The sequence below is a fragment of the Erwinia artemisiae genome, assembly GCF_051400835.1.
GTDB classification, from domain to species: Bacteria; Pseudomonadota; Gammaproteobacteria; order Enterobacterales; family Enterobacteriaceae; genus Erwinia; species Erwinia aeris.
This window is the reverse complement of sequence record NZ_JBLFFM010000005.1, coordinates 214,036-234,697: the sequence shown is the minus strand read 5'-3', so window position 1 is coordinate 234,697 and position 20,662 is coordinate 214,036. Positions and strand designations below refer to the sequence as shown.

The window sequence follows — 20,662 nt, the reverse complement described above, 5'->3', positions numbered from 1 at the left end:
CGCTCTGCTTATCATGATCAGCATGTGCCCGCTGCTTTAACGCTCCGATTAATCTCTTTCTGAGTGTATGACATTCGCACCGGATTGGCCGAAAAATTTCCTGAACGGGCCCTTGAAAGCGATCTTAATGTCACCATTTTATGTTCAGGGTCACAAAACGTATGCCGACAGGATACCGCTTGTAGCCCGACGATCTGTCCATAGTGGAAGGTCGCATTACACCCTCGCTGATAATCAGGAGCTATACCATGCGTAATTTCGATCTCGCCCCGCTGTACCGTTCTTCTATTGGTTTCGACCGTCTGATCAACCTGCTGGAATCCAACCAGGGTCAGAGCAACGGCGGCTACCCTCCTTATAACGTGGAGCTGGTGGCGGAAAACCAGTACCGAATCACCATTGCCGTGGCAGGGTTCGCGCAGAGCGAACTGGAGATCACCTCTCACGACAATATGCTGACCGTGCGCGGCGCCCATCCAGAAGAGCAGCAGGAAAAAACCTATCTCTATCAGGGTATTGCGGAACGCAACTTCGAGCGTAAATTCCAGCTGGCCGAGCACGTTAACGTGCGTGATGCACGCCTGGAAAACGGCCTGCTCTATATCGATCTGGAGCGCATCGTGCCGGAAGCCAACAAACCGCGCCGCATTGAAATTCTGAAATAAGACCGCGCGTAAAATTAAGGCCGCACTTTGTGCGGCCTTTTTCGTTTGCATCAGCAGAGGGCTTTGCCGCCCGATTCGCTGTGCGCTCGCTCAATCTCTTCCGCCAGAATGGCGATCCCTTTCTCAATTTTGTCGCTGTCCGGCACATAGTTCATGCGCATGCACTGGTGCGTGTGCGGCCATTCATGCTCCAGTCCCGGAAAGAAAAAGTGGCCCGGCACCATCAATACGCCGCGCGCTTTTAAACGCTGATAAAGGATCTCCGTCGAAATGGGCAGATCTTTAAACCAGAGCCAGAGGAAAATAGCACCCTCCGGCTTGTGGATAAGGCAGCGTTCTTCGGGTAAATAGCGCCGGATAACGGCGATAGTCTGCTTAACCCTTTCCTGATAAAACGGCCTGATCACCTCTTCCGACAGGCGCAGCAAATCACCACGCTGGATCATCTCATGCGCGATGGCCGGGCCGATGCTGCCCGGCGCCAGACTGATAATGCCGTTCATATTGCCGATGGCGGTAATCACTTTTTCATCAGCAACAATGATGCCGCAGCGTGAGCCGGGCAGGCCCAGCTTGGAAAGGCTCATGCACAGAATAATATTCGGGTTCCACAGCGGGCGAACGTCGCTAAAGATGATGCCGGGAAAAGGCACGCCGTAGGCGTTATCAATCAGCAGCGGTACCTCATGCTGCTGCGCCAGCGCATCCAGCTTCATCAGCTCTTCGTCGGTAATCACGTTGCCGGTTGGATTGGTCGGCCGGGAAACGCAAATCAGCCCGGTATCTTCGGTAATATGCAGCTGCTCAAAATTAACGTGATATTTGAACTGGCCTTCAGGCAGCATTTCGATATCGGGACGGGCGGAAACAAACAGCTCTTCGTCCAGCCCGGCGTCAGCGTAACCCAGATATTCGGGAGCCAGTGGAAACAATACGCGCTTTTTGCGCCCGTCTGCGCGGCGGCCCGCGTAAAGATTAAACAAATAGAAAAAGGCGCTCTGGCTGCCGTTGGTCAGGGCGATATTCTGCGGCCCTACCTGCCAGCCCAGCTCGTCGCGCAGCAGCGTGGAAAGCGATTCCAGCAGCGTGCTTTTTCCTCTTGGGCCGTCGTAGTTGCAAAGCGCATCGGCCAGCTTGCCCTCATCATGCATCTGCTGCAACAGCTGCTGAAAATAGTCGTTCATCGCCGGGATCTGGGCCGGATTACCGCCGCCCAGCATCACCGAACCGGGCGTGCGCAGCCCTTCGCCCATATCTTCCATCAGGCGGGTGATCCCTGAGGCGCGTGTGAATTTGTTACCGAAAGCGGAAAAGCTCATAACGTATTAACTGCTTATCGTAGGCAAGTGAAAGCTAACCTTAACGCCACGCCAGGCGTGATGCAACGTCAGCGGGCAGCCGTGTCGGCCAGCAACAGCAGGCGGTGGTCAGGCAGGCAGCGAAGGTTAAAGGTGAATCGTTTCAACTGATTAGCTTTTTTTCGCCGTTAGCCCCGCCGCTTTTTTCCGTCAGCCGGCTATTTCAGTTAATAATTTGTGATGAACTGCACGACTTATTGATAAAAATTTCTTAAAAATCCGTGGGGTGACGCCAGTCACAGTCCTGATACCGCATGCTTTGTAGGCTGGCTGCTCTTCAGCTTAATCATTTCAGCAAGGACAACAAAATGCATAAGACTCTTCTGGCGGGCGCGGTGATAGCAATGTTCAGCGGGCAGGCGGCGGCGCAAAGCTGGGTGTTAACCGATACGCAGGGCACGGAAAAAGGCGACTGGCGGATCGACAGCAGACAGCTCAAGCTGAGCGGCGAACCCTTTACGCTGGAACAGCAGGTGCTGCACGGCGGCAAGCAGGAAGGCTCGAAGGTGCTGACGTTGACCAGCAAAAACGGCCTGACTATCGCGCTCAGCCCGACGCGCGGTATGGATCTGCTGCACGTTAACGGTCACGGCGTGCGGCTGGGCTGGGATTCGCCGGTTGATGAGGTGGTGAACCCGGCCTATATCAATCTGGAAAGCCGTAACGGCCTGGGCTGGCTGGAAGGATTTAACGAGATGATGGTGCGCTGCGGCTTTGAGTGGACCGGCCATCCGGTCACCAAAGACGGGCGTATTTACACGCTGCACGGTAAAGCGGGCAATACACCAGCGTCGAAAGTGGAAGTGATCGTGGATGACCAGGCGCCGCATGAAATCCGTATTCGCGGCCTGCTGAAAGAAAACACCTTTAAAAAAGCGCGTCTGGAAACCTGGACCGAGCTGCGCTACGTGCCGGGCGCGGACTCCTTTACCATCCACGACGTGCTGACCAACCAGGCTGACTACCCGCACGACTATGAAATTATCTATCACAGCAACTTCAGCACGCCGATCCTGGAAGAAAACGCCCGCTTCCTGGCGCCGGTAAAATCCGTTTCGCCATTTAATGACTATGCGAAAAAAGGGCTGGAAAACTGGCAGACCTATGGCGCGCCAACCAAAGATTTCGATGAAATGGTGTTTAACCTGCAGCCCATTGCCGACAGCAATGGCAAAACCGTGGCGGCCGTGGTTAACAGCAAAGGTGACAAGGGCGCGGCTATCGAATTCGATACGCGGCAGCTGCCGGTGCTGACGATGTGGAAAAACACCGATACGCTGAAGCAGGGCTACGTGACGGGGATCGAGCCCGGTACCAACTATGCCTATCCGGTAACGATTGAAAAAGAGCAGGGCAGGGTTAAACAGCTGCAGCCGGGCCAGAGCGCGGAGTTTACGCTGACCTATTCGCTGCTGAAGGATGCCAGCGCGGTACAAAAAGTCGAAGAGCGTATCAAAACGCTTCAGGGCGAGACCAAAATCAACGTGGAGCAAACGCCGATAGCCGTAGAATAAGCCAGCCAGGGCGGACGCCGTTTCGCCCTTTAAAATGAAACATTGTTTTATTTTTTATAAATAGCGATTTCATTATCCCCCTTTTCCTGATTTCGATCACGGCGTGCGTGCTTTTCCCTCCGCTATAGTGTGCGCTCGAAAACCGGGCAGGGCTGCCCTGTCTCGGATAACAGGCCACTTTCCCGGCTTCTGACACGCAGTCCGCCCTCTGGCTTACAGGAGCAGTTATGATTTTGAATGCATTTGATTTAAAAGGCCGCGTGGCGATGGTCACGGGATGCGATACGGGACTGGGTCAGGGTATGGCGCTGGGGCTGGCGGAAGCGGGATGCGATATCGTTGGCGTGAATATTGTCGAGCCGAAAGAAACCATTGAGCGCGTCACCGCGCTGGGCCGCCGTTTTTTCAGCCTGACCGCCGATCTGGGCAAAACCGAATATATTGAAGGCGTTGTGGCAAAAGCCGTGGCGGAATACGGCAAAATCGATATCCTGGTCAACAACGCCGGTATCATCCGTCGTGAAGATGCGATCGACTTCTCAGAAAAAGACTGGGACGACGTGATGAACCTGAATATTAAATCCGTGTTCTTTATGTCGCAGGCGGTAGCGCGTCAGTTTATCAAACAGGGCAAGGGCGGGAAAATCATCAATATTGCCTCCATGCTCTCTTTCCAGGGCGGCATTCGCGTGCCTTCTTATACGGCATCAAAAAGCGCCGTGATGGGCGTGACGCGTCTGCTGGCCAATGAATGGGCGAAGCACGGTATTAACGTTAATGCCATCGCGCCGGGCTATATGGCGACCAACAATACCGCACAGCTGCGTGCCGATGAAAAGCGCAACGCCGATATTCTGGAGCGTATCCCGGCAGGCCGTTGGGGACTGCCGGCCGATCTGATGGGGCCAGCGGTATTCCTGGCCTCTCCGGCTGCCGACTATATTAACGGCTACACCATTGCCGTAGACGGCGGCTGGCTGGCTCGTTAAAAGTGAAAACCGCCCCGGGTAGCTGTCAGGGACGGTTTTATTGGTCTGCGGCGCTACCCGCGCCAGCCGGTCAGTTGAAAGGCCCCGTTTTTGGCGTACGCGCTCAAAATGGGGCCTTTCCGATCTTACCCTGGCAACATTACCGGGCCGGAGGCGTAAAAGTTACGTTAATCGGCATCACGCCACGGCGAAGCATCAAATTAACCGCAATCTTTCCGCTCATCGCTTTAGTTGAGGTCAGCTGAGCGGTATAGACGTTACCACTGACCTTAACCGCGCTGATATGGCAGCCAGGCAGGCCGCTGGTATCAAAGTTAATTAAGTTCGGCAGCGTTTTCACCGCGTTATTGCGCATATCCCGGGCGACGAGGGTAAGCGTGATGGCGCTGACGCCGTCAGCCGGCACGCTCGTGGCGCTTACGGTGAAAGAAGAGTTATTGACGGTTGGATAGCCCGCGTAAAAATAGACAATCACCGAGCCTTTGAGGCCATCAATAGTTCCTTCTACTTTCCAGCCGCCATCGTGATTGCTGGAGGTCGGGAAACGCGCCGCGCCATATTTATCTAAAGTAACTTCAGAAGGAATGTTGACGCGGTCGTCAGTGGCCGTAATGGCGACTTTTCTGTTGGTGACGGGATTGCCGTTGCTATCTTTTACAAAGATCTCAACCACGCTGGTATCTGTACCATCCGCAACGGCGCGGCCCGTGACCCGATGCATGTAAACCGATGCCGCCTTGCCTGCCACAAAATTCACTTCGGCTTCTTTACGGGCGGAGCCCATCTGCGCGACAACCTTACTCTGACCGGTTTTGGTATCGCTAACGGGAACGGACGCTTCGCCGCGTGCGTCAGTTACCGCGCTTTGCGGGATGACGGCGCTATTGTCGGCGCTGAAGGTTACGGTTTGTCCGGCCAGCGGATTGCCCTGCGCATCCGTTACCAGCGCTGTAACCCGGTCGGCTGCTTTACCGTCGGCTACCGCATCGTTGCTGACCACGGTCAGGCTTGCCAGCCGTGCGCTTGCGTTATCCGCCGCGATAGTTACCGTTGCACCAGGAAAAGTCATATTGCGGGCAACAGGCGTAATGGTCAGCGTTTCCGGATGCGTGCCCGCCGTCACCACGGCGGTATAACGGCCTGCGCTCTGGCGAGTAAAGGCAGACACTTTGGTATCGTCGGCGGCCTGCGCGCTTTTGGTCACGCTAATCTCTTTTTCATTGATATCAACCGGATTGCCCAGGCTGTCTTTTACCGTCAGGGTCAGCGTCTGCTGAGCGTGGCCGTCTGATACCAGCGTGCTGCTGACCGGCAGCAGTGAACTGCTGTTAACGTTAATAGCGGCTTCGGTGACGGTAATTTGCGTTTCCGTACGCTTTGAGGCGTTACCTTTTTTATCGATCGCCACGCCGCTGAGGGTGTAGCTGTTGGTACCGGTGGCGTCAGCATGATAGGCCGGCAGCACCACGCTGAAATCGGTAGGGCCGTTAGCGATAATTTTCCCGCCGTTAGCCAGCAGCGACGACGCGGACCAGTTGATGCGATCCAGGCCGTATTTGCTGTTGACCGAAACGTTCAGCGTTTTTTGCTCGCCGGCCGTGCCGCTGATGAGCTTCGCGGTGCTCAGCCTGATCGTCTCTTGTTTGCGGTACTCAAGCACAATGTTGTTATTACGGTTCACCAGATCGTAGCGGTTGCCGGCCAGGCTACGCATCGCCGCTACCGCATCGCTGTCCAGCTGTTTGCGCCACGGCATCCCGAGCTGATAATTGAGCGTCAGGCCCAGCCGCGTATCGTGTTCTCCGGCTTTGCCCTGGCGCTGTTCCGCTTCCAGCGACAGCAGCGGGAAGGGCGTAAAGGTGACGCCTGCGGTAATGGCGTGCGGATTTTTCTGGCGGTTATCCTTATCAAACAGCGCCACGTCGTTACCGTAATATTGTTCGTAGTTAAACTTCGCGCCCAGCTGAGGCAGGGCAGGCAGGAAGGCTTCCGTACGGATATCCCAGCCGTTGGCCGGACGCTCTTCGTAGCCGGAAAAATCTTCAGAGTCTTTCCAGCTGGTCAACCGCACATAGCCGTTTGCCGCCACTTTGATAAAGTTGCGCCAGTACTCGACGCCCATGCCGGAACGGGCATGTTGACGGGAAAGATCGTAATCAAAGAAGGCATTAGCGCCGGTCATAAAGTCATGGCCGAAATGACGCATCCCGAGACCAAGATTCGCCTGGTTGCGATCGTCGGTGCGGTGGAAGCTTCCCTGAGTGAAGATCAAGCGGTCGCTACGATCGCTTAAAGGCAGCAGCAGGTCGAACTGCGAGTTTTTCAGCGAGAAGTTTTTATCCGCGTCCAGCTGCACGCGCGCGGTACCGAAACGGCCCAGCCACTGCTGCGCCTGCGCGCCCGCTTCGCCTGCGGCCATGCTGGCGGCGGCAGAGGCGGCGCCGTTGCCGTTGCGGCTGTCGAGCGAGGAACCCGCCTGCGTAGCAAGACCGGCGGCTTTCATCTCCAGGCCGTTGTCGGCGTTGTGCCAGTGCACTTTTGGCAAAGGAGAAAGCGGCACGTCCAGCTCGTCGCCCGGCTGTAGCCGATCAAAGCCGTGAGCGAAAGTGCGCAGCTGGTTCAGCTTGCGCAGCGCTTCCACGCTCATATTGTATTTTTGCGCCACGCCCGCTGCCGTTTCCGCCTGGCCCAGGGTATAAACCTGCGTTCGGATAGCGACGGCATCCGCCGACTGCGTCAAAAAATGCTGGCGGGCAACGGCCAGCGCGGGCGTAAACGCACAGGCAATCGGGAAAGCGCCCTGAATCGCTACGGTCAGCCAGGTTAAACGGTGCCGCCACGGCGACTTATTTTCTTTATTAAGGTCAGGTTTATTTTTCATGGTTTCTTTATATTAAATAAAAGAGAATTTCAGCCAGCGTGAGCGTGCTGTATTAATTCAGGGGAGCCCATGAATAATAAACCTGTCACTCGTGATTGCTGGCGCTACGGATAATTAAACATCTTTAAGTCGTTGAAGATTCTCCCCTTGTTAATGTGGTGCTTATTACGGGCAAAATAATACCCTCGGCATAATTTATGCCGATAAGCGAGTTTCCGAATGAGCGTAGTTATATCACAATATTAAGTTGGCACAATGCCCGCCCCTAAGGGGGAAGAAAGGCCAGGTAACAAAAAGGGATCTTTACATTTCTGTTGCTTTCTTTATGTTGAGCATTTAATTAACAATATGACCGCTTTTTTTTAATTAAAAAGCCGCAGGATCTCATTTTATATCATCTTAATTAAATAATGATTTAGCTTATGGTTACCTGAGTGGATCAACTAAATAACAACAGGGCACTGAGGCGTTCAGGAACGAACAGGCTATTTGTTTAGCGCCTGTTTAGGCTAAGAAGGGAATTTTTGCGGGATAAAGAGGTCGGCAGGGCGCTGAAAAACGTGCCGACACGCAAAGCGCATCGGCACAGAAAATTATTTTGCTACTTCAGGATTAACGCAGTTCTTGTCCACTTTACCGTTCAGGGCGGCAATCAGATTTTCCACCGCGTCTTTTGCCATGCCGTAACGGGTTTCATGCGTCGCAGAGCCAATATGCGGCAGCGCCACCACGTTAGGCAGCGTCAGCAAAGGCGAATCCTTTGGCAGCGGCTCTTTCTCAAACACGTCCAGACCGGCGGCGTGGATAGTGCCCTCTTGCAGCGCGGCGATCAGCGCTTCTTCATCGATAACCGGGCCGCGTCCGGCATTGATCAGCACGGCGGAAGGCTTCATTTTCGCCAGCTCCTCGCGGCCGATCAGGTGATGCGTTTGTTCAGTCAGCGGCAGGCTGATGCACAGGAAATCGGACTCTTTCAGCAGCGTATCCAGATCGCAGTATTGCGCGTCGAAACGCTGCTCCGCCTCTTCGTGGTGCTTACGAGCGTTGTAAAGGATCGGCATGCTGAAGCCCAGGTGCGCGCGCTGCGCCAGCGCCAGTCCGATACGACCCATGCCCAGGATGCCCATTTTTTTATGGTGCACGTCAATGCCGAACCAGTCCGCGCCGATGCTGCCCTGCCACTCACCTTTTTTCACGCGCTCGGCGGATTCCACCACGCGACGCGCGCTGGTCAGCACCAGCGCCATCATGGTATCGGCGACGGTTTCCGTCAGTACGGTCGGGGTGTGCATCAACAGCACCCCGCGTTCGCTCAGCGCGGGAATATCAAAGTTGTCCACGCCCACGGAAACGGAAGAGGCGACGCGCAGCTTCGGCGCTTTTTTCAGGAACTCAGCGTCCACTTTGCCGCCGGAGCCTAAAATACCTTCGGCCTGCTGAAAGGCCTCCGCGTGTTGGCTAAGGGTTTCCGGGGTCAGGCCGTTGATTTCGGTAACGTTAAAATGCTCGTCGAGCTGCGAACGCAGATCCTGCGGCAGCTTCTTATACAGCACCACGGATGGTTTCATGCTTGTCTCCCTGTTTCTTTAAGGCACGGGCCAGGCGGCCCGCACCGTTAAGCGTGTTTAGCGCCATGCGGCATCGGGGGTTGCTTATTGGCTGCTGGCTTTACGATCAGCGTCAGCCAGACCGAGATAAGCAGCGATACCCCCATAAAGATATACGAAGCGGAAGGGCTGCCCGTCGCGCCGTTCAAATAACCCACGACCCAGGAGCCCAGGAAAGAGCCTAGCGCGCCCATCGCGTTAATCAGCGCCATTGCGCCGCCCGCCACGTTACGCGGCAGCATTTCCGGGATAATGGCGAAGAACGGGCCATAAGGCGCGTACATCGCGGCACCGGCCACCACCAGCAGGCTGAACGACAGCCAGAAATTATTCGCCCCTACAAGATATGAACCTAAAAACGCCAGCGCGCCAATTAACAGCAGCGGCCAGACAAAGAGTTTACGGTTTTGCAGCTTGTCGGAAGCCCAGGAAGCCAGGATCATCGCCACGGTGGCGGCCAGGTAAGGCACCGCAGAGAGCCAGCCCGCTTCTACCATGCCCATCTGCATCCCGTTGCGCAGGATAGAAGGCAGCCACAGCACAAAGCCATAGACGCCGATGCTCCAGGTAAAGTACTGAACGCAAAGGATAATGACATTGCGCGAGCGGAACGCCTCGCTGTAATTGCGCACCGCCTTAATGTTTTCCTGCTCTTTTTGCAGCTGTGCCGCCAGCGCCGCTTTTTCCTCTTCGCTCAGCCATTTCGCCTGAGCGGGCTTATCCTGCACCATAAACCACCAGGCCACGGCCCAGATCACCGCCGGAATGCCCTCAAAAATAAACATTTCGCGCCAGCCGAAGGCGTTGATCAGATAGCCGGAAACCACGGACATCCACAGCACCGTCACCGGGTTGCCCAGGATCAGGAAGGTATTGGCGCGGGAGCGCTCCGATTTGGTAAACCAGTTGCTGATATAGATCAGCATGGCCGGCATCACGGCCGCTTCCACCACGCCCAGCACAAAGCGAATGGCCGCCAGCATCGGGATATTACTGACCATGCCGGTCAGCGAGGCGCAAATGCCCCACAGCACCAGGCAGACGAAAACCAGTTTTTTTACGCTGCGGCGTTCGGCGTATACCGCGCCGGGGATCTGGAAAAAGAAATAGCCAAGAAAGAACAGGGCGCCCAGCAGCGACGACATGCCGTGCGTGATGCCCAGATCTTCATTGATGCCGGCGGCCGAGGCAAAGCTGAAATTGGCCCTGTCGAGATACGCCAGGCTGTAGGTGATAAACACGATGGGCATGATGTACCACCAGCGTTTAGGCGCGATTGTCTGCTTATTCATCGTCTGCTTCCTCTGTTGGAGGTGGCCGCACTCTGCGTTGTAGGGTAGGTGCGGCTCATTATGGTTCGGTTAGAAGCCTGGTCCGGTTCGTGTCGCCCGCTGTTTAAAAATCGCCGAGCGTTTCGCGCGTGGGCAAGCCTTCGCTGTCGCCGCTGACCTGGATAGCCAGCGAGCCGATGCGGTTGCCGCGCTTAATCGCCTGCGGCAGGGTTTTCCCTTCCAGCAGCGCGCTGATGACGCCAACGGCAAAGCCGTCGCCCGCGCCAACCGTATCCACCACGTTAGCGGTTCTGATCGCGTCGACCTGGCCTTTTTCGCCCTCGGCGGTTTTATACCAGGCGCCTTCGCAGCCCGTTTTAATGATGACCGCTTTGACGCCCATCGCCAGATAAAAATCGGCGATCGCTTCCGGCTGGTCGTAGCCGGTCAGGATTTTGCCTTCGCTGATGCCTGGCAAAACCCAGTCGGCAAAGCCCGCCAGCGCGTTGAGCTGGGTAGCCATTTCGCGCTCGCTTGACCACAGCACGGGACGCAGGTTCGGATCGAAGGAGATGGTTTTGCCCATCCGCTTCATCTCCTGCGCCGCATGCTTTGACAGCGCCAGCGAACTGTCGGAGATGGCCGCCGCCACGCCGCTCAGATGCAGGTGGCGCGCTGCGCCAAAATAGTCGCGGTTGAAATCCTCAACCGACAGATGGCTGGCCGCAGAGCCTTTACGGAAATATTCCACCAGCGGATCGGAGCCGTCTTCCACGCGGGATTTCAGCTGGAAACCAGTAGGATAGCGAGCATCGGTGGTCACCTGACGGCTGTCGACGCCCTCTTTTTCCAGCTGCTGGCGCGTAAAGCGGCCAAAGGAATCATCGCCGACGCGGCTGACCCAGCCTACCTTCAGGCCCAGGCGAGCCAGGCCGATAGCGACGTTCAGCTCGGCCCCGGCGATACGTTTGGTAAAATGCTCCGCCGCCGCCAGATCGCCGGTGTCGCTGGCGATAAACATCGCCATCGCTTCGCCGATGGTCACCGCATCCAGCGTGCCGTTTTCATGAAGGGTCATGATTTATACCTCTCGCAGCAAATCTACATAGTGACGGGTGACGGCCACCAGGTCGTCGCCTTCCAGCGGGAACTCAATACCGCGCGGCACGTCGGAGGGCAGCAGCGCCAGCGTTTCCCGCCACAGATTATCAGCCTCGTCCAGCGCGATGGCGCGCCAGCCGTCAGCGGTCGGCGCAGCGGCTTTGACGTGCACGTAGCTGACGAAAGACGCCAGCTTTCCCGCTGCCCGGATGGGGTCGTCGCCCACCCATAGCCAGTTGCCCATATCAAACGTCATCCCAACAGGCGCGTTGTCAGAAAAATAGCCGTTGAGGGCGGCAAGCGTGCCGCAGTCGGTCTGATCGTTTTCCACCACCAGCGTTAACGGCAGCCCGTCGCGCAGCGGCGAGTCGTCCGAACCGGGCTGATAATGGCCTAATGAATATTTTATCAGGCGGGCGTTTAACTGCTGCGCCTCGTTGAGGTGGCTTGCCAGCCGAGGATTCAGCGCACCCTCTTCAGTATAAAGCGCTTCCGGGACCGAGTAGAACGCCGTCAGCCCGGCATCACTGATTGCCTTGCCCAACGCGGGCAGCTGCTGGATTTCCGCTTCGCTGCACAGCTCGCGGCGGATCTCAATGCCGTCTGCGCCGGCGGCGGCGACAATCGGCACCACGGCCTGCTGACCGCCGAGTTCGCCGATCCGATCGCGGCCATAGGCGGCGGTCACTACAATAATTTCAGGTTTCATCTTTTCCTCCGGGCGGTGGCCCTGACGTTACAAAAACGTTAACTGGAACCGGTTCCAACCGAAAGGGGCGGAGCGCGGTTTTATGATCGCGCTCACGATGTGGACAATTATTTGGAAATTTACTGGAAAAGCGTCAGAACGAAGCGGGTCAAGCCGACCGCTGCGTTAATACGGTGAAAAGAAGGGAAATCAGGCGAACTTCGTGGAACTGCGGATAATCAACTCGCCGGAGTAGAGCTGCTCGCACGGCGGCGCTTCGTCACCTTCAATACGGCGGATAACCTGCTCCAGCGCCGCATAGCCAATCTGCCAAGTAGGCTGTTTCAGCGTAGTGATGCCGCCGCCCGCCAGTTCCGACCAGACCAGCTCGTCAAAGCCCAGCAGCCCTAAATCTTCGCCCCAGCGCAGATCCAGGCGTTTGAAGCTGCGCGCGATTTGCAGCGTCAGCGCGCCATTAACGGCCAATACGGCGCAGCGCTGGTGGCGATGGCGCTGATAAAAATCTTGCAGGATGCCATCCAGTCGCGCGCTGTCGTTTAAGGCGACCTCAGCCTGTTCGGCCTCGCGCTGCGGATGCTGCGCCATCGTTTCCCGGAACGCCTTGAGGCGCTCGTGGCGGGTATTGACGGTGCCCAATGGCTCGGTAACAAACAGAATGGCGTCAAAGGCTTCTTCAAGCAGATGCGTTGTGACCTGCGCGGCGGCCTCGTGGTTATTCAGCCCTACCACGTCGCAGGCGAAATCAGGGATCTTACGGTCAATCAGCACCATCGGCAGCAGCGACTGCTGGAGATGGCTCAGCGCTTCCTCGCGCATCCCCACGGCGTTAACCACGATCCCTTCCACCTGATAGCTGCTGAGCAGATTCAGATAGTGCTGCTCCTGGTCCACCTCGTTATTGGTGTTGCACATCAGCAGCGTAAAGCCCTGCGCGCGGCAGGCCGCCTCAATGCCGCACATCACATCAACGGAGTAAGGATTGGTAATATCCGCGATAATCAGGCCGATTAAGCGGGTGCGCCCACGCTTCAGGCCACGCGCCATCTGGCTGGGTCGATAGTTAAGTTCGGCAATGGCGGTTTCAATCCGCTGCTTTAAATCGGCGGACAGAAGGTGCTGCTCGCCGTTGAGATAGCGAGAAACGCTGGTTTTGCCCGTATGGGCTTTTCTGGCAACGTCGCTGATTGTCGCGCGTGCGGCCTTGCGGTTCATAGCGATCCTTGAACGAGTAAAAATGAAAGCAGCCATCACGGGCTTAAATCTTAAAATAGCGGGTAATGGCGGAAAGCGGATCCGGCCATCATAAAGCATAAGGGCGGTCTCGCCCACAGTCAGGCGGTTGGGCAGGGAAACAGCCGGACAAAGATTGTCCGGCTGGCGGGATTACTGCAGCGGGCTGAGGGTGATTTCCACGCGACGGTTCTGCGCTTTACCTGCGGCCGTGCTGTTGGTCGCGACCGGGTTGTCCGGCCCCATGCCGCCGGTGCGAATGCGATTGGTCGCCACGCCCTGGGTGATCAGCGAGCTGGCTACGCTGTCGGCGCGCTGCTGCGACAGGTTCATGTTCAGCTGGCGGCTGCCGGTGCTGTCGGTATAGCCGACGATGTTAACGGCGGTTTTTGGATACTCTTTCAGCACCATTGCCACGCCGGTCAGCGTGTTGGCACCTGCAGGCTTCAGCGAGCTGCTGCTGCTGTCGAAGGTGACGCTGTTCGGCATGTTCAGCACGATATTATTGCCTTCACGCGTCACGCTGACGCCGGTGCCGCGCATTTTTTCACGCAGCTTGGTTTCCTGCACGTCCATATAGTAGCCCGCGCCGCCGCCCAGCGCCGCGCCTGCCGCTGCGCCAATCAGCGCGCCTTTGCCGCGATCTTTTTTGGAAGAGGAGAGCACGCCGACGCCTGCGCCCAGCGCGGCGCCCAGGCCCGCGCCGATACCGGCTTTACCCGCCTGGCGTTCGCCGGTGTAAGGATTCGTGGTGCAGCCCGACAGGGCGATGGTACCGCTCAAAACCAGAGCAAGAGTAACAAAACGTTTTTTCATGGATAGCGTTTCCTGAACAGCGACTGGCGAAAATAGCCTGAAAAGAAGCGATTATGCCGACCCCGCGCCGAAAAAAAACCGTGTTGTCTTCCTAAATTTGTAAAGAGACGCTACCTGAGGTTATCCGGATGACAGAAACAGCTGGTCGTGTGGTCGCTAATCAGCCCGCAGGCCTGCATAAACGAATAACAGGTAGTGGTGCCGACAAATTTAAAGCCGCGCTTTTTTAGCGCTTTAGAAAGGGCATCGGAAACGGTGCTGAAGGTTGGCGCAGCGCGATAGTCGCTGTAGCGGTGGATTTGCGGCTGGCGATCGACAAACTGCCAGATAAACTCAGCAAAGGTCTCGCCCTGCGCCGCCATCGCCAGCAGCGCGCGCGCGTTGGCGACAATAGCGGAAAGCTTGCCGCGATGGCGGATCAGCCCGCTGTCCAGCATCAGCCGATCGAGGTCGCTTTCCGTCATCAACGCCACCTGCTCAGGATCGAAACCGCAGAACGCCCGCCGGTAGTTTTCCCGCTTTTTTAAGACGGTCAGCCAGGAAAGGCCGGCCATCTGACCTTCCAGGCACAGCATTTCAAATAGCGCCTGCGCGTCGGTAATCGGCACGCCCCATTCCGTATCATGATAGGCCAGATAGATCGGATCCTGAGTCACCCAACCGCAACGCTGCATAAGTAAAGTTCCTTATCTGAATCGGTTAAAAAATACACGTAAAAGGCTTGACGCAATGCCCGGAAAGGCAATAGTTATCTGACAGGTTGACGATGATAGCAACAAAATAACCGGCGTCATGCCGCCGCTTTCAGGCTCTTTCTGGAGTCACGCCATGCTAAAAAAATATTCGCGCCTGCGCGCTGCCGGAAGCGCGTGGCTCTTTTATGCCGTCTCGACTTTTCCGGCGCTGGCCTGGGATAGCTACACCGTCTTTGGCGACAGCCTGAGCGATGGCGGTAATAACGGCCGCTATACCTGGGACAGCAGCCGACATCCGCTCTATGACGAAATTCTGGCCGCAAAAATCGACCAGTCGCTCCAGCCTTCCAATAACGGCGGCAGCAACTATGCCGCGGGCGAAGCGGTGGCGCTGCCGCTGCTGAATGCCGACAACAATACGTCTAACCAGCTCGCCGCTTATCTGGCGGCCAGGGGCGGCCAGGCGGATGCCGACGGCCTCTATATTCACTGGATCGGCGGCAACGATCTGGCGGCGGCCGCGCTGAATCCGCAGCAGGCGGCAGGGCTGGTCAGCAACAGTGCTTTTGCCGCCGCAGGCCAGGTACAGCAGCTGCTGGCTGCCGGAGCCGGAACGGTTATCGTGCCGACCGTGCCCAATATCGGTGCGGCGCCGGTGCTGCTGGAGGCGGTCATCCAGACCGGCCTGGCGCCCGTTGCCGGTACGGCGCTGGCTGCGGCCTTCGCTTCCCTGAACGGCCAGACGACGCCGGATCTGAACAGCCGCAATCAGGCGATTTACCAGGCGCTGTACGCCGCCGCCGGTGAGGCCAGCAGCGTGACCGCCGTGCGGCAGGCTATCGCCGATCGGCTGTTTGCCGCCTGGCAAAGCCTTAGCGAGCAGGGCAGCGCGCTAACCAACCGCTATAACCAGCTGGAAGACGATCGGCTGGCGCAGCTGGGCGGCAACATTGTGCGCGTGGATATCAACGGTCTTTTCAGCGAGATCCTCAGTGACCCGGCGCGCTATGGCTTAAGCAATACGGCCGGCATGGCCTGCCCGCCCGGCGTTTCAGCGGCGGTCTGCACTTCGGCTACGCCCGGTTTTTCCGACGAGCAGGCTTTGCTGTTTGCCGATCGTCTGCATCCCGGCCCCGCTACGCACCAGCTGATCGCCGATTATATTGAGGCCGTGCTGAACGCGCCCGCGCAGGTGGTGGCGCTGGATCAGGCGATGCTGGCGCTCTCTCGCGATGCGCGCGCCACGCTCGACAGTCGCTTGCAGCAGCAGCGCCACAGCGACAATCCGCAGGGATCGCTTAACGTGTTCGGCGGCTACGCCGGTCAACATTACGACTATGCCGCCAATCTGGCGGCGGGCGACGGCAACGCCACCACCCATAACCTGACGCTGGGCGTGGACTATAAGCTGACCGATTCGCTGCTGGTGGGCGCGCTGGTTTCCGGCTCGGACGACACGCAGCATCCTTCATCTCGCTTCGATTACAAGCTGCGCGGCTGGCTATTTTCGGCCTGGAGCGAGCTCGCTTTTCTGGACAACGGCTGGATAAATACGGATGTGTACTACGCTTTTGCCCGCTATGACGATATCCAGCGGCATTTTGCCATCGGCCCGGCGACGCGGACGGAAAAGGGCGATACCGACGGTAAACAGCTCGGCGCGCGTATTACCACCGGCTGGGATTTTCCGTTGGGCGCTTCGCTTACCACCGGCCCGACGGCACAGTACGCGCTGGATTACAGTTCGGTAGAGGGCTACAGCGAGCGGGGCGAGAGCAGCACCGCCATGCGCTTCGCCGATCAGAACTACCATTCGCAGATTGGCGCGCTGGGCTGGCGGCTGGATGCCACGCTGGGCGGGATCAATCCCTGGGCGGCGGTCAGCTATAACCACCAGTTTGGCGATAACGTCTGGCGCGCCGGCGGCGGGCTGAAGTCAACGCAGACCCGCTTCACGCGCGATACCGCCCGCCAGGACAGCAACTGGGCGGACGTGACCGTCGGCGCAAACTTGCCGCTGGGCGACAGCGCGGCGGCCTTCGCCTCGGTGTCGCAAACCGGCGGCCTCAGCACCGGCGAGCAGTTTATCTATAACCTGGGCGTCAGCGCGCGTTTCTGATCGGCTGGCGTGCGCTTTCCGGCACGGCATGAGCGGTATTGGGCGGCGGCGCGCCCGTAAATTTCTCCACCTCCAGCTGCGCCATCTGCCCGCAGTTGCCCTGCGCCAGCCGTGAGGTGCCGATATCGAAGGTCAGGCAGTTTACGTTGCCGTTCCTGCACAGCGTTTTCGGCTCGGCAGGCTCGGCGGGATCGTACCAGGCGCCTTCGCTGATGCGCACTACGCCGGGACGGATCGCTTCCGTTACCAGCGCGCCGACCAGGATCTGACCCCGATCGTTAAATGCCCTGACCAGATCGCCGGACTGGATCCCTCGGGTGACGGCATCCTGCGGATGGATCAGTATCGCTTCGCGATCGCTGACGGCATATTTTTGCCGCAGCGGCGTGTTGTCCAGCTGGGAATGCAGACGATGGGCAGGATGCGCGGTATTCAGCGACAGGGGATAGCGCAGCGCCTGCGCACTGCCGTGCCACTCCTGCGGCGGCTGCCAGCCCGGCAGGCCCGCGCAGTCGTCGTAGTGCATCGCCGCGATAGTTTTAGAGAAGATTTCAATTTTCCCGCTGGGCGTGCCGAGCGGATTCAACAGCGGATCGGCGCGATAGTCAGCAAAGCGCACCCACTTTTTATTCTCTTCCGGTACCGGAAAGCGAATGTAGTTATTGGACTGCCAGAACAGATCGAACGGCGGCAGCGGGACGCCGGCGTTTCTGGCCTGCTGCTTCATATCGTCATACAGCTTTTTCAGCCACAGCATTTCATCGCGGCCTTCGGTAAAAGCCTGTTCGACGCCGAGCCTGGTCGCAATGGCCTGAAAAATGGCGAAATCGCTGCGCGCCTGGTGCTGCGGCGGCACGCACTGGCGCATCGGGAACAGATAGCGCTGCGAATAGTCGCCGCCCATATCCATATCGTTGCGCTCATAGCTGGTGGTGCAGGGCAGCACGATATCGGCGTGTCTGGCGGTGGCCGTCCAGTAAGGATCCTGCACCACAATGGTTTCCGGGCGTTGCCAGGCCAGCAGCAAATTGTTGGTGTCCTGATGGTGGTGGAAAGGATTGCCCCCCGCGACGTAGACCATTTTGACGTCGGGATAAGTCACCTCTTTGCCATTAAAAGCGATAGTTTTGCCGGGATTGGCAAGGCAGTCGGCAATGCGCGCTACCGGGATCGGCGGCGGCGAACCGGCAGGCGCGACGCCCGCGCTGATGCCCGACAGGATCCCGCCTCGCGCCGTTGGGCTGCCGCCGGAAGAGTAGTGGTAGCTGAAGCCGAAACCGCCGCCCGGCAGGCCGATTTGCCCGAGCATGGCGGCCAGCGTTACCAGCAGCCAGTGCGGCTGCTCGCCGCGGTGCTGGCGCTGAATGCCCCAGCCGGCCATGAGCATGGTGCGCTGACCTGCCATCCTTCTTGCCAGCTGGCGCAGCTGCGCCGGCGCGATGCCGCAGATCTCGCTGGCCCATTCCGCGCTTTTGACAAGGCCGTCGCTTTCGCCCAGCAGGTAGGCGCGAAACTTTTCAAAACCCGTGGTATAGCGGGCAAGAAAAGCTTCGTCATGGCGCTTTTCTGCCAGCAGCGTATGCGCCAGGCCCAAAATCATCGCGGCGTCGGTATAGGCTTTCGGCGCGATCCATTCCGCATTCAGCGCTTTGGCGCTGTCGCTAAATACGGGATCGATGCAGATAACCGGCGTGCCTTTGGCGGCCAGCGCCGCAAATCCTTCCAGCCCGACGTGATCCGGCACGTTCCAGCTGTTTTTCAGCGTTACCAGCGGATTGCAGCCCCACAGCACCACCAGCTCGCTGCTTTCCACCACCACCGGCCAGCTGGTTTGCTGCTCGTAAACCTCCATTGAACCGACCACGTGCGACATAATCACCTGCGCCGCGCCGGTAGAGTAATCGCCGCTGTAGCCCAGAAAGCCGCCCGCCAGGTTCATCAGGCGGTGCAGCAGCGCGCGGGAGTTGTGCAGCATCCCGGTGCTTTTCCAGCCGTAGGATCCGGCGTAAATAGCGGACGGGCCGTGCTCGCGCTGTAGCCTGCGGATGTCGTTGGCGACCAGCTCGGTGGCCTTTTCCCAGCTGACGCTGACCCACTTATCGCGGCCGCGCAGCGCCGTATTGCTGCCCGGCCCGTGCTCCAGCCAGCTTTGCCGCACCATCGGCGCGGTGATGCGGTTGGCCGCGTGAACCTGATAAGGCGCCATGGTGATCAGCTCGTTGGGCGCGGGATCGTCCTCCACGGGCTGTACGCCGACCATTTTTCCGTTCTCTACCAGCGCTTCAAAAGCGCCCCAGTGGGCGGCGGTCAGGATGCCTTTTCTGGCGGGCCTGAGCGCAGTAAACAGCGGCATTGCCTGGCTGATGGCCTGAGCCAGCGCGGAGCGGGCGTATAGCAGATCCAGCGAGCCGGCGGCCAGCAGCGTGCCGCCTGCGGCGAGAAACTGGCGGCGGCTGAGGCCGAAACGATTATTTTTCATGGGGTTCTCCCTGTGCGGTCGACTTCATGTCGCTGGCGTACTGCTGTGCGTAGCGCGTCAGCAGGCGCAGCTGCTCCGTATCCAGCGAAGTGCGCGAGGCCATGCCTTTTATCACCCCCGTCCACTGGTTCGCCGTGTAGTGGTCGGGCGCGGTGAGTCCGTGGCAGCCCGTGCAGTTGGCGGTCATCAGGCTGGCGGCCTGCTGCCAGAGCTTGTCCCGATCGGCGATCAGCGCGTCGCTGGCGACCGCTATATCGAGCGAAACGCGGTGCCAGCTTGTTTCCGTCTGGCTGTCTTCCTCCGTGGCGAGGATTTTTATCTGCGGCGCGGCTTCCGGCGCGACGATGGCGCTGATAATGCGTTTGCCTTTGGCCGCGTAGATCGCGCCGGTCGAGCCATCCTGCTGCCAGCCTTTCAGCTGTGCTTCAGTACGGCCATTTTTATGCCGGTACGGCAGCAGCTCCGCCGCCGGAAACAGCGTGCCTGCGGCAGGCCCGTCATGGGATGCCAGGGTGAAAGGCTGCGTGCTGATGGGATAGAGAGGACGGTTATCGGTTTTGGCTGCGGCGGCCAGCGCGGTTAGCTGAGCGGCGCCGGAAGCGTTGCTGGCGCGCATATCGGGCAGGATATGCGCCACGCCACGATGGCAGTCGATGCAGGTTTCGCCGCTTTTCAGCGCGACAGGGTGCGCTTTCCTGGCTTCCGGCCGCTGGCCCAGCATATCCATCGCGGCAAAACTGTGGCAGCTGCGGCAGGTCGCAGAATCGCTGGCCTTCATCTTTTGCCATACCGACTCCGCCATCGCCAGCTTGTGGGCATTGTACTGCTCTTCGCTGTCCAGCTTGCCGGTCAGTTCGCCCAGCAGATCCTTGCTCGCGCCCAGCTTGGTCGTCATCCAGGCCAGCGGCTCGTTGGGAACGTGGCAGTCGGCGCATTCCGCGCGGATGCCGGCATGGTTCTGGAAGTGAATGCTGCCCTGATATTCCGCCAGCGGCCTCGACATGCTGTGGCAGGAAACGCAAAAAGCAGTGTCGCTGGTTTTGTGCAGCACTACCGCGCTGCCGGCGACGACCAGCAGCGTGGCGATAGCAATCAGCGCGATAAACGGCCAGCGGCGCTTACTGAAAATTTTCATATAAGCTCAAATCCCTTTGTTTAAAAAACAGGCTTATTTATCCCACAAAATCAGCGGGCTAAATTTGTGTCGCATCAATAAGGGAAGCGTTAG

The 20,662-nt window shown here is 58.3% G+C and carries 15 protein-coding genes; 4 read left to right on the top strand and 11 right to left on the bottom strand.

Annotated features, from left to right (window positions below; genetic code table 11):
* The first annotated feature begins 248 nt into the window (after positions 1 to 248).
* Positions 249 to 665 (top strand): small heat shock chaperone IbpA, encoded by a 417-nt coding sequence (gene ibpA, locus ACMGEE_RS13815; protein WP_125289205.1) that lies wholly within the window; start codon positions 249 to 251, stop codon positions 663 to 665.
* A gap of 50 nt (positions 666 to 715) precedes the next feature.
* Here the strand turns inward: ibpA and ACMGEE_RS13810 are convergent, their stop codons facing one another.
* Positions 716 to 1,984: a valine--pyruvate transaminase gene (locus ACMGEE_RS13810; protein WP_436830221.1), complete on the bottom strand. Its 1,269-nt coding sequence runs from the start codon at positions 1,982 to 1,984 to the stop codon at positions 716 to 718.
* A gap of 347 nt (positions 1,985 to 2,331) precedes the next feature.
* Between ACMGEE_RS13810 and ACMGEE_RS13805 the strand changes: the two genes are divergently transcribed.
* A complete protein-coding gene (locus ACMGEE_RS13805) occupies positions 2,332 to 3,537 on the top strand; it encodes an aldose 1-epimerase family protein (RefSeq protein WP_253456766.1) in 1,206 nt (401 codons plus the stop codon).
* A 227-nt stretch (positions 3,538 to 3,764) separates the two neighbouring features.
* Positions 3,765 to 4,526: a 2-dehydro-3-deoxy-D-gluconate 5-dehydrogenase KduD gene (kduD, locus tag ACMGEE_RS13800; RefSeq protein WP_436830220.1), complete on the top strand. Its 762-nt coding sequence runs from the start codon at positions 3,765 to 3,767 to the stop codon at positions 4,524 to 4,526.
* Between the two features lie 139 nt (positions 4,527 to 4,665).
* Here kduD and ACMGEE_RS13795 read toward each other — a convergent pair whose 3' ends face one another.
* The 8 genes from ACMGEE_RS13795 to ACMGEE_RS13760 all read right to left on the bottom strand — a co-directional run bounded on the left by ACMGEE_RS13795 (position 4,666) and on the right by ACMGEE_RS13760 (position 14,815).
* On the bottom strand, positions 4,666 to 7,407 hold the full coding sequence (locus ACMGEE_RS13795; protein ID WP_436830219.1) for an inverse autotransporter beta domain-containing protein: 2,742 nt from the start codon (positions 7,405 to 7,407) through the stop codon (positions 4,666 to 4,668).
* A 593-nt stretch (positions 7,408 to 8,000) separates the two neighbouring features.
* On the bottom strand, positions 8,001 to 8,975 hold the full coding sequence (gene ghrB / locus ACMGEE_RS13790) for a glyoxylate/hydroxypyruvate reductase GhrB (protein WP_301251571.1): 975 nt from the start codon (positions 8,973 to 8,975) through the stop codon (positions 8,001 to 8,003).
* A 47-nt stretch (positions 8,976 to 9,022) separates the two neighbouring features.
* The gene (locus tag ACMGEE_RS13785; RefSeq protein WP_253456753.1) at positions 9,023 to 10,306 is read right to left on the bottom strand and encodes an MFS transporter; all 1,284 of its coding nucleotides are present in this window, start codon (positions 10,304 to 10,306) and stop codon (positions 9,023 to 9,025) included.
* A gap of 103 nt (positions 10,307 to 10,409) precedes the next feature.
* Entirely contained in the window at positions 10,410 to 11,363 is a 954-nt protein-coding gene (locus ACMGEE_RS13780) for a sugar kinase (RefSeq protein ID WP_301251568.1), read from the bottom strand.
* Positions 11,364 to 11,366: 3 nt separating this feature from the next.
* Positions 11,367 to 12,095, bottom strand: a complete 729-nt coding sequence (locus tag ACMGEE_RS13775) for a sugar phosphate isomerase/epimerase family protein (protein WP_301251566.1) — start codon at positions 12,093 to 12,095, stop codon at positions 11,367 to 11,369.
* A 189-nt stretch (positions 12,096 to 12,284) separates the two neighbouring features.
* A complete protein-coding gene (locus ACMGEE_RS13770) occupies positions 12,285 to 13,307 on the bottom strand; it encodes a LacI family DNA-binding transcriptional regulator (RefSeq protein WP_253456743.1) in 1,023 nt (340 codons plus the stop codon).
* Positions 13,308 to 13,478: 171 nt separating this feature from the next.
* Entirely contained in the window at positions 13,479 to 14,141 is a 663-nt protein-coding gene (locus ACMGEE_RS13765; protein ID WP_253456740.1) for an OmpA family lipoprotein, read from the bottom strand.
* Between the two features lie 110 nt (positions 14,142 to 14,251).
* Positions 14,252 to 14,815, bottom strand: a complete 564-nt coding sequence (locus ACMGEE_RS13760; RefSeq protein ID WP_370734856.1) for a DNA-3-methyladenine glycosylase I — start codon at positions 14,813 to 14,815, stop codon at positions 14,252 to 14,254.
* A 154-nt stretch (positions 14,816 to 14,969) separates the two neighbouring features.
* Between ACMGEE_RS13760 and ACMGEE_RS13755 the strand changes: the two genes are divergently transcribed.
* Positions 14,970 to 16,955: an autotransporter outer membrane beta-barrel domain-containing protein gene (locus tag ACMGEE_RS13755; RefSeq protein ID WP_369895334.1), complete on the top strand. Its 1,986-nt coding sequence runs from the start codon at positions 14,970 to 14,972 to the stop codon at positions 16,953 to 16,955.
* Here the strand turns inward: ACMGEE_RS13755 and torA are convergent.
* Positions 16,939 to 19,434, bottom strand: coding sequence for a trimethylamine-N-oxide reductase TorA (gene torA, locus ACMGEE_RS13750; protein ID WP_436830218.1), 2,496 nt, complete (start codon positions 19,432 to 19,434; stop codon positions 16,939 to 16,941). The two genes, ACMGEE_RS13755 and torA, sit on opposite strands and share 17 nt — an antisense overlap.
* Positions 19,424 to 20,569, bottom strand: coding sequence for a NapC/NirT family cytochrome c (locus ACMGEE_RS13745; RefSeq protein ID WP_436830217.1), 1,146 nt, complete (start codon positions 20,567 to 20,569; stop codon positions 19,424 to 19,426). The genes torA and ACMGEE_RS13745 overlap by 11 nt, the downstream gene beginning before the upstream one ends.
* Between the last annotated feature and the right edge of the window lie 93 nt (positions 20,570 to 20,662).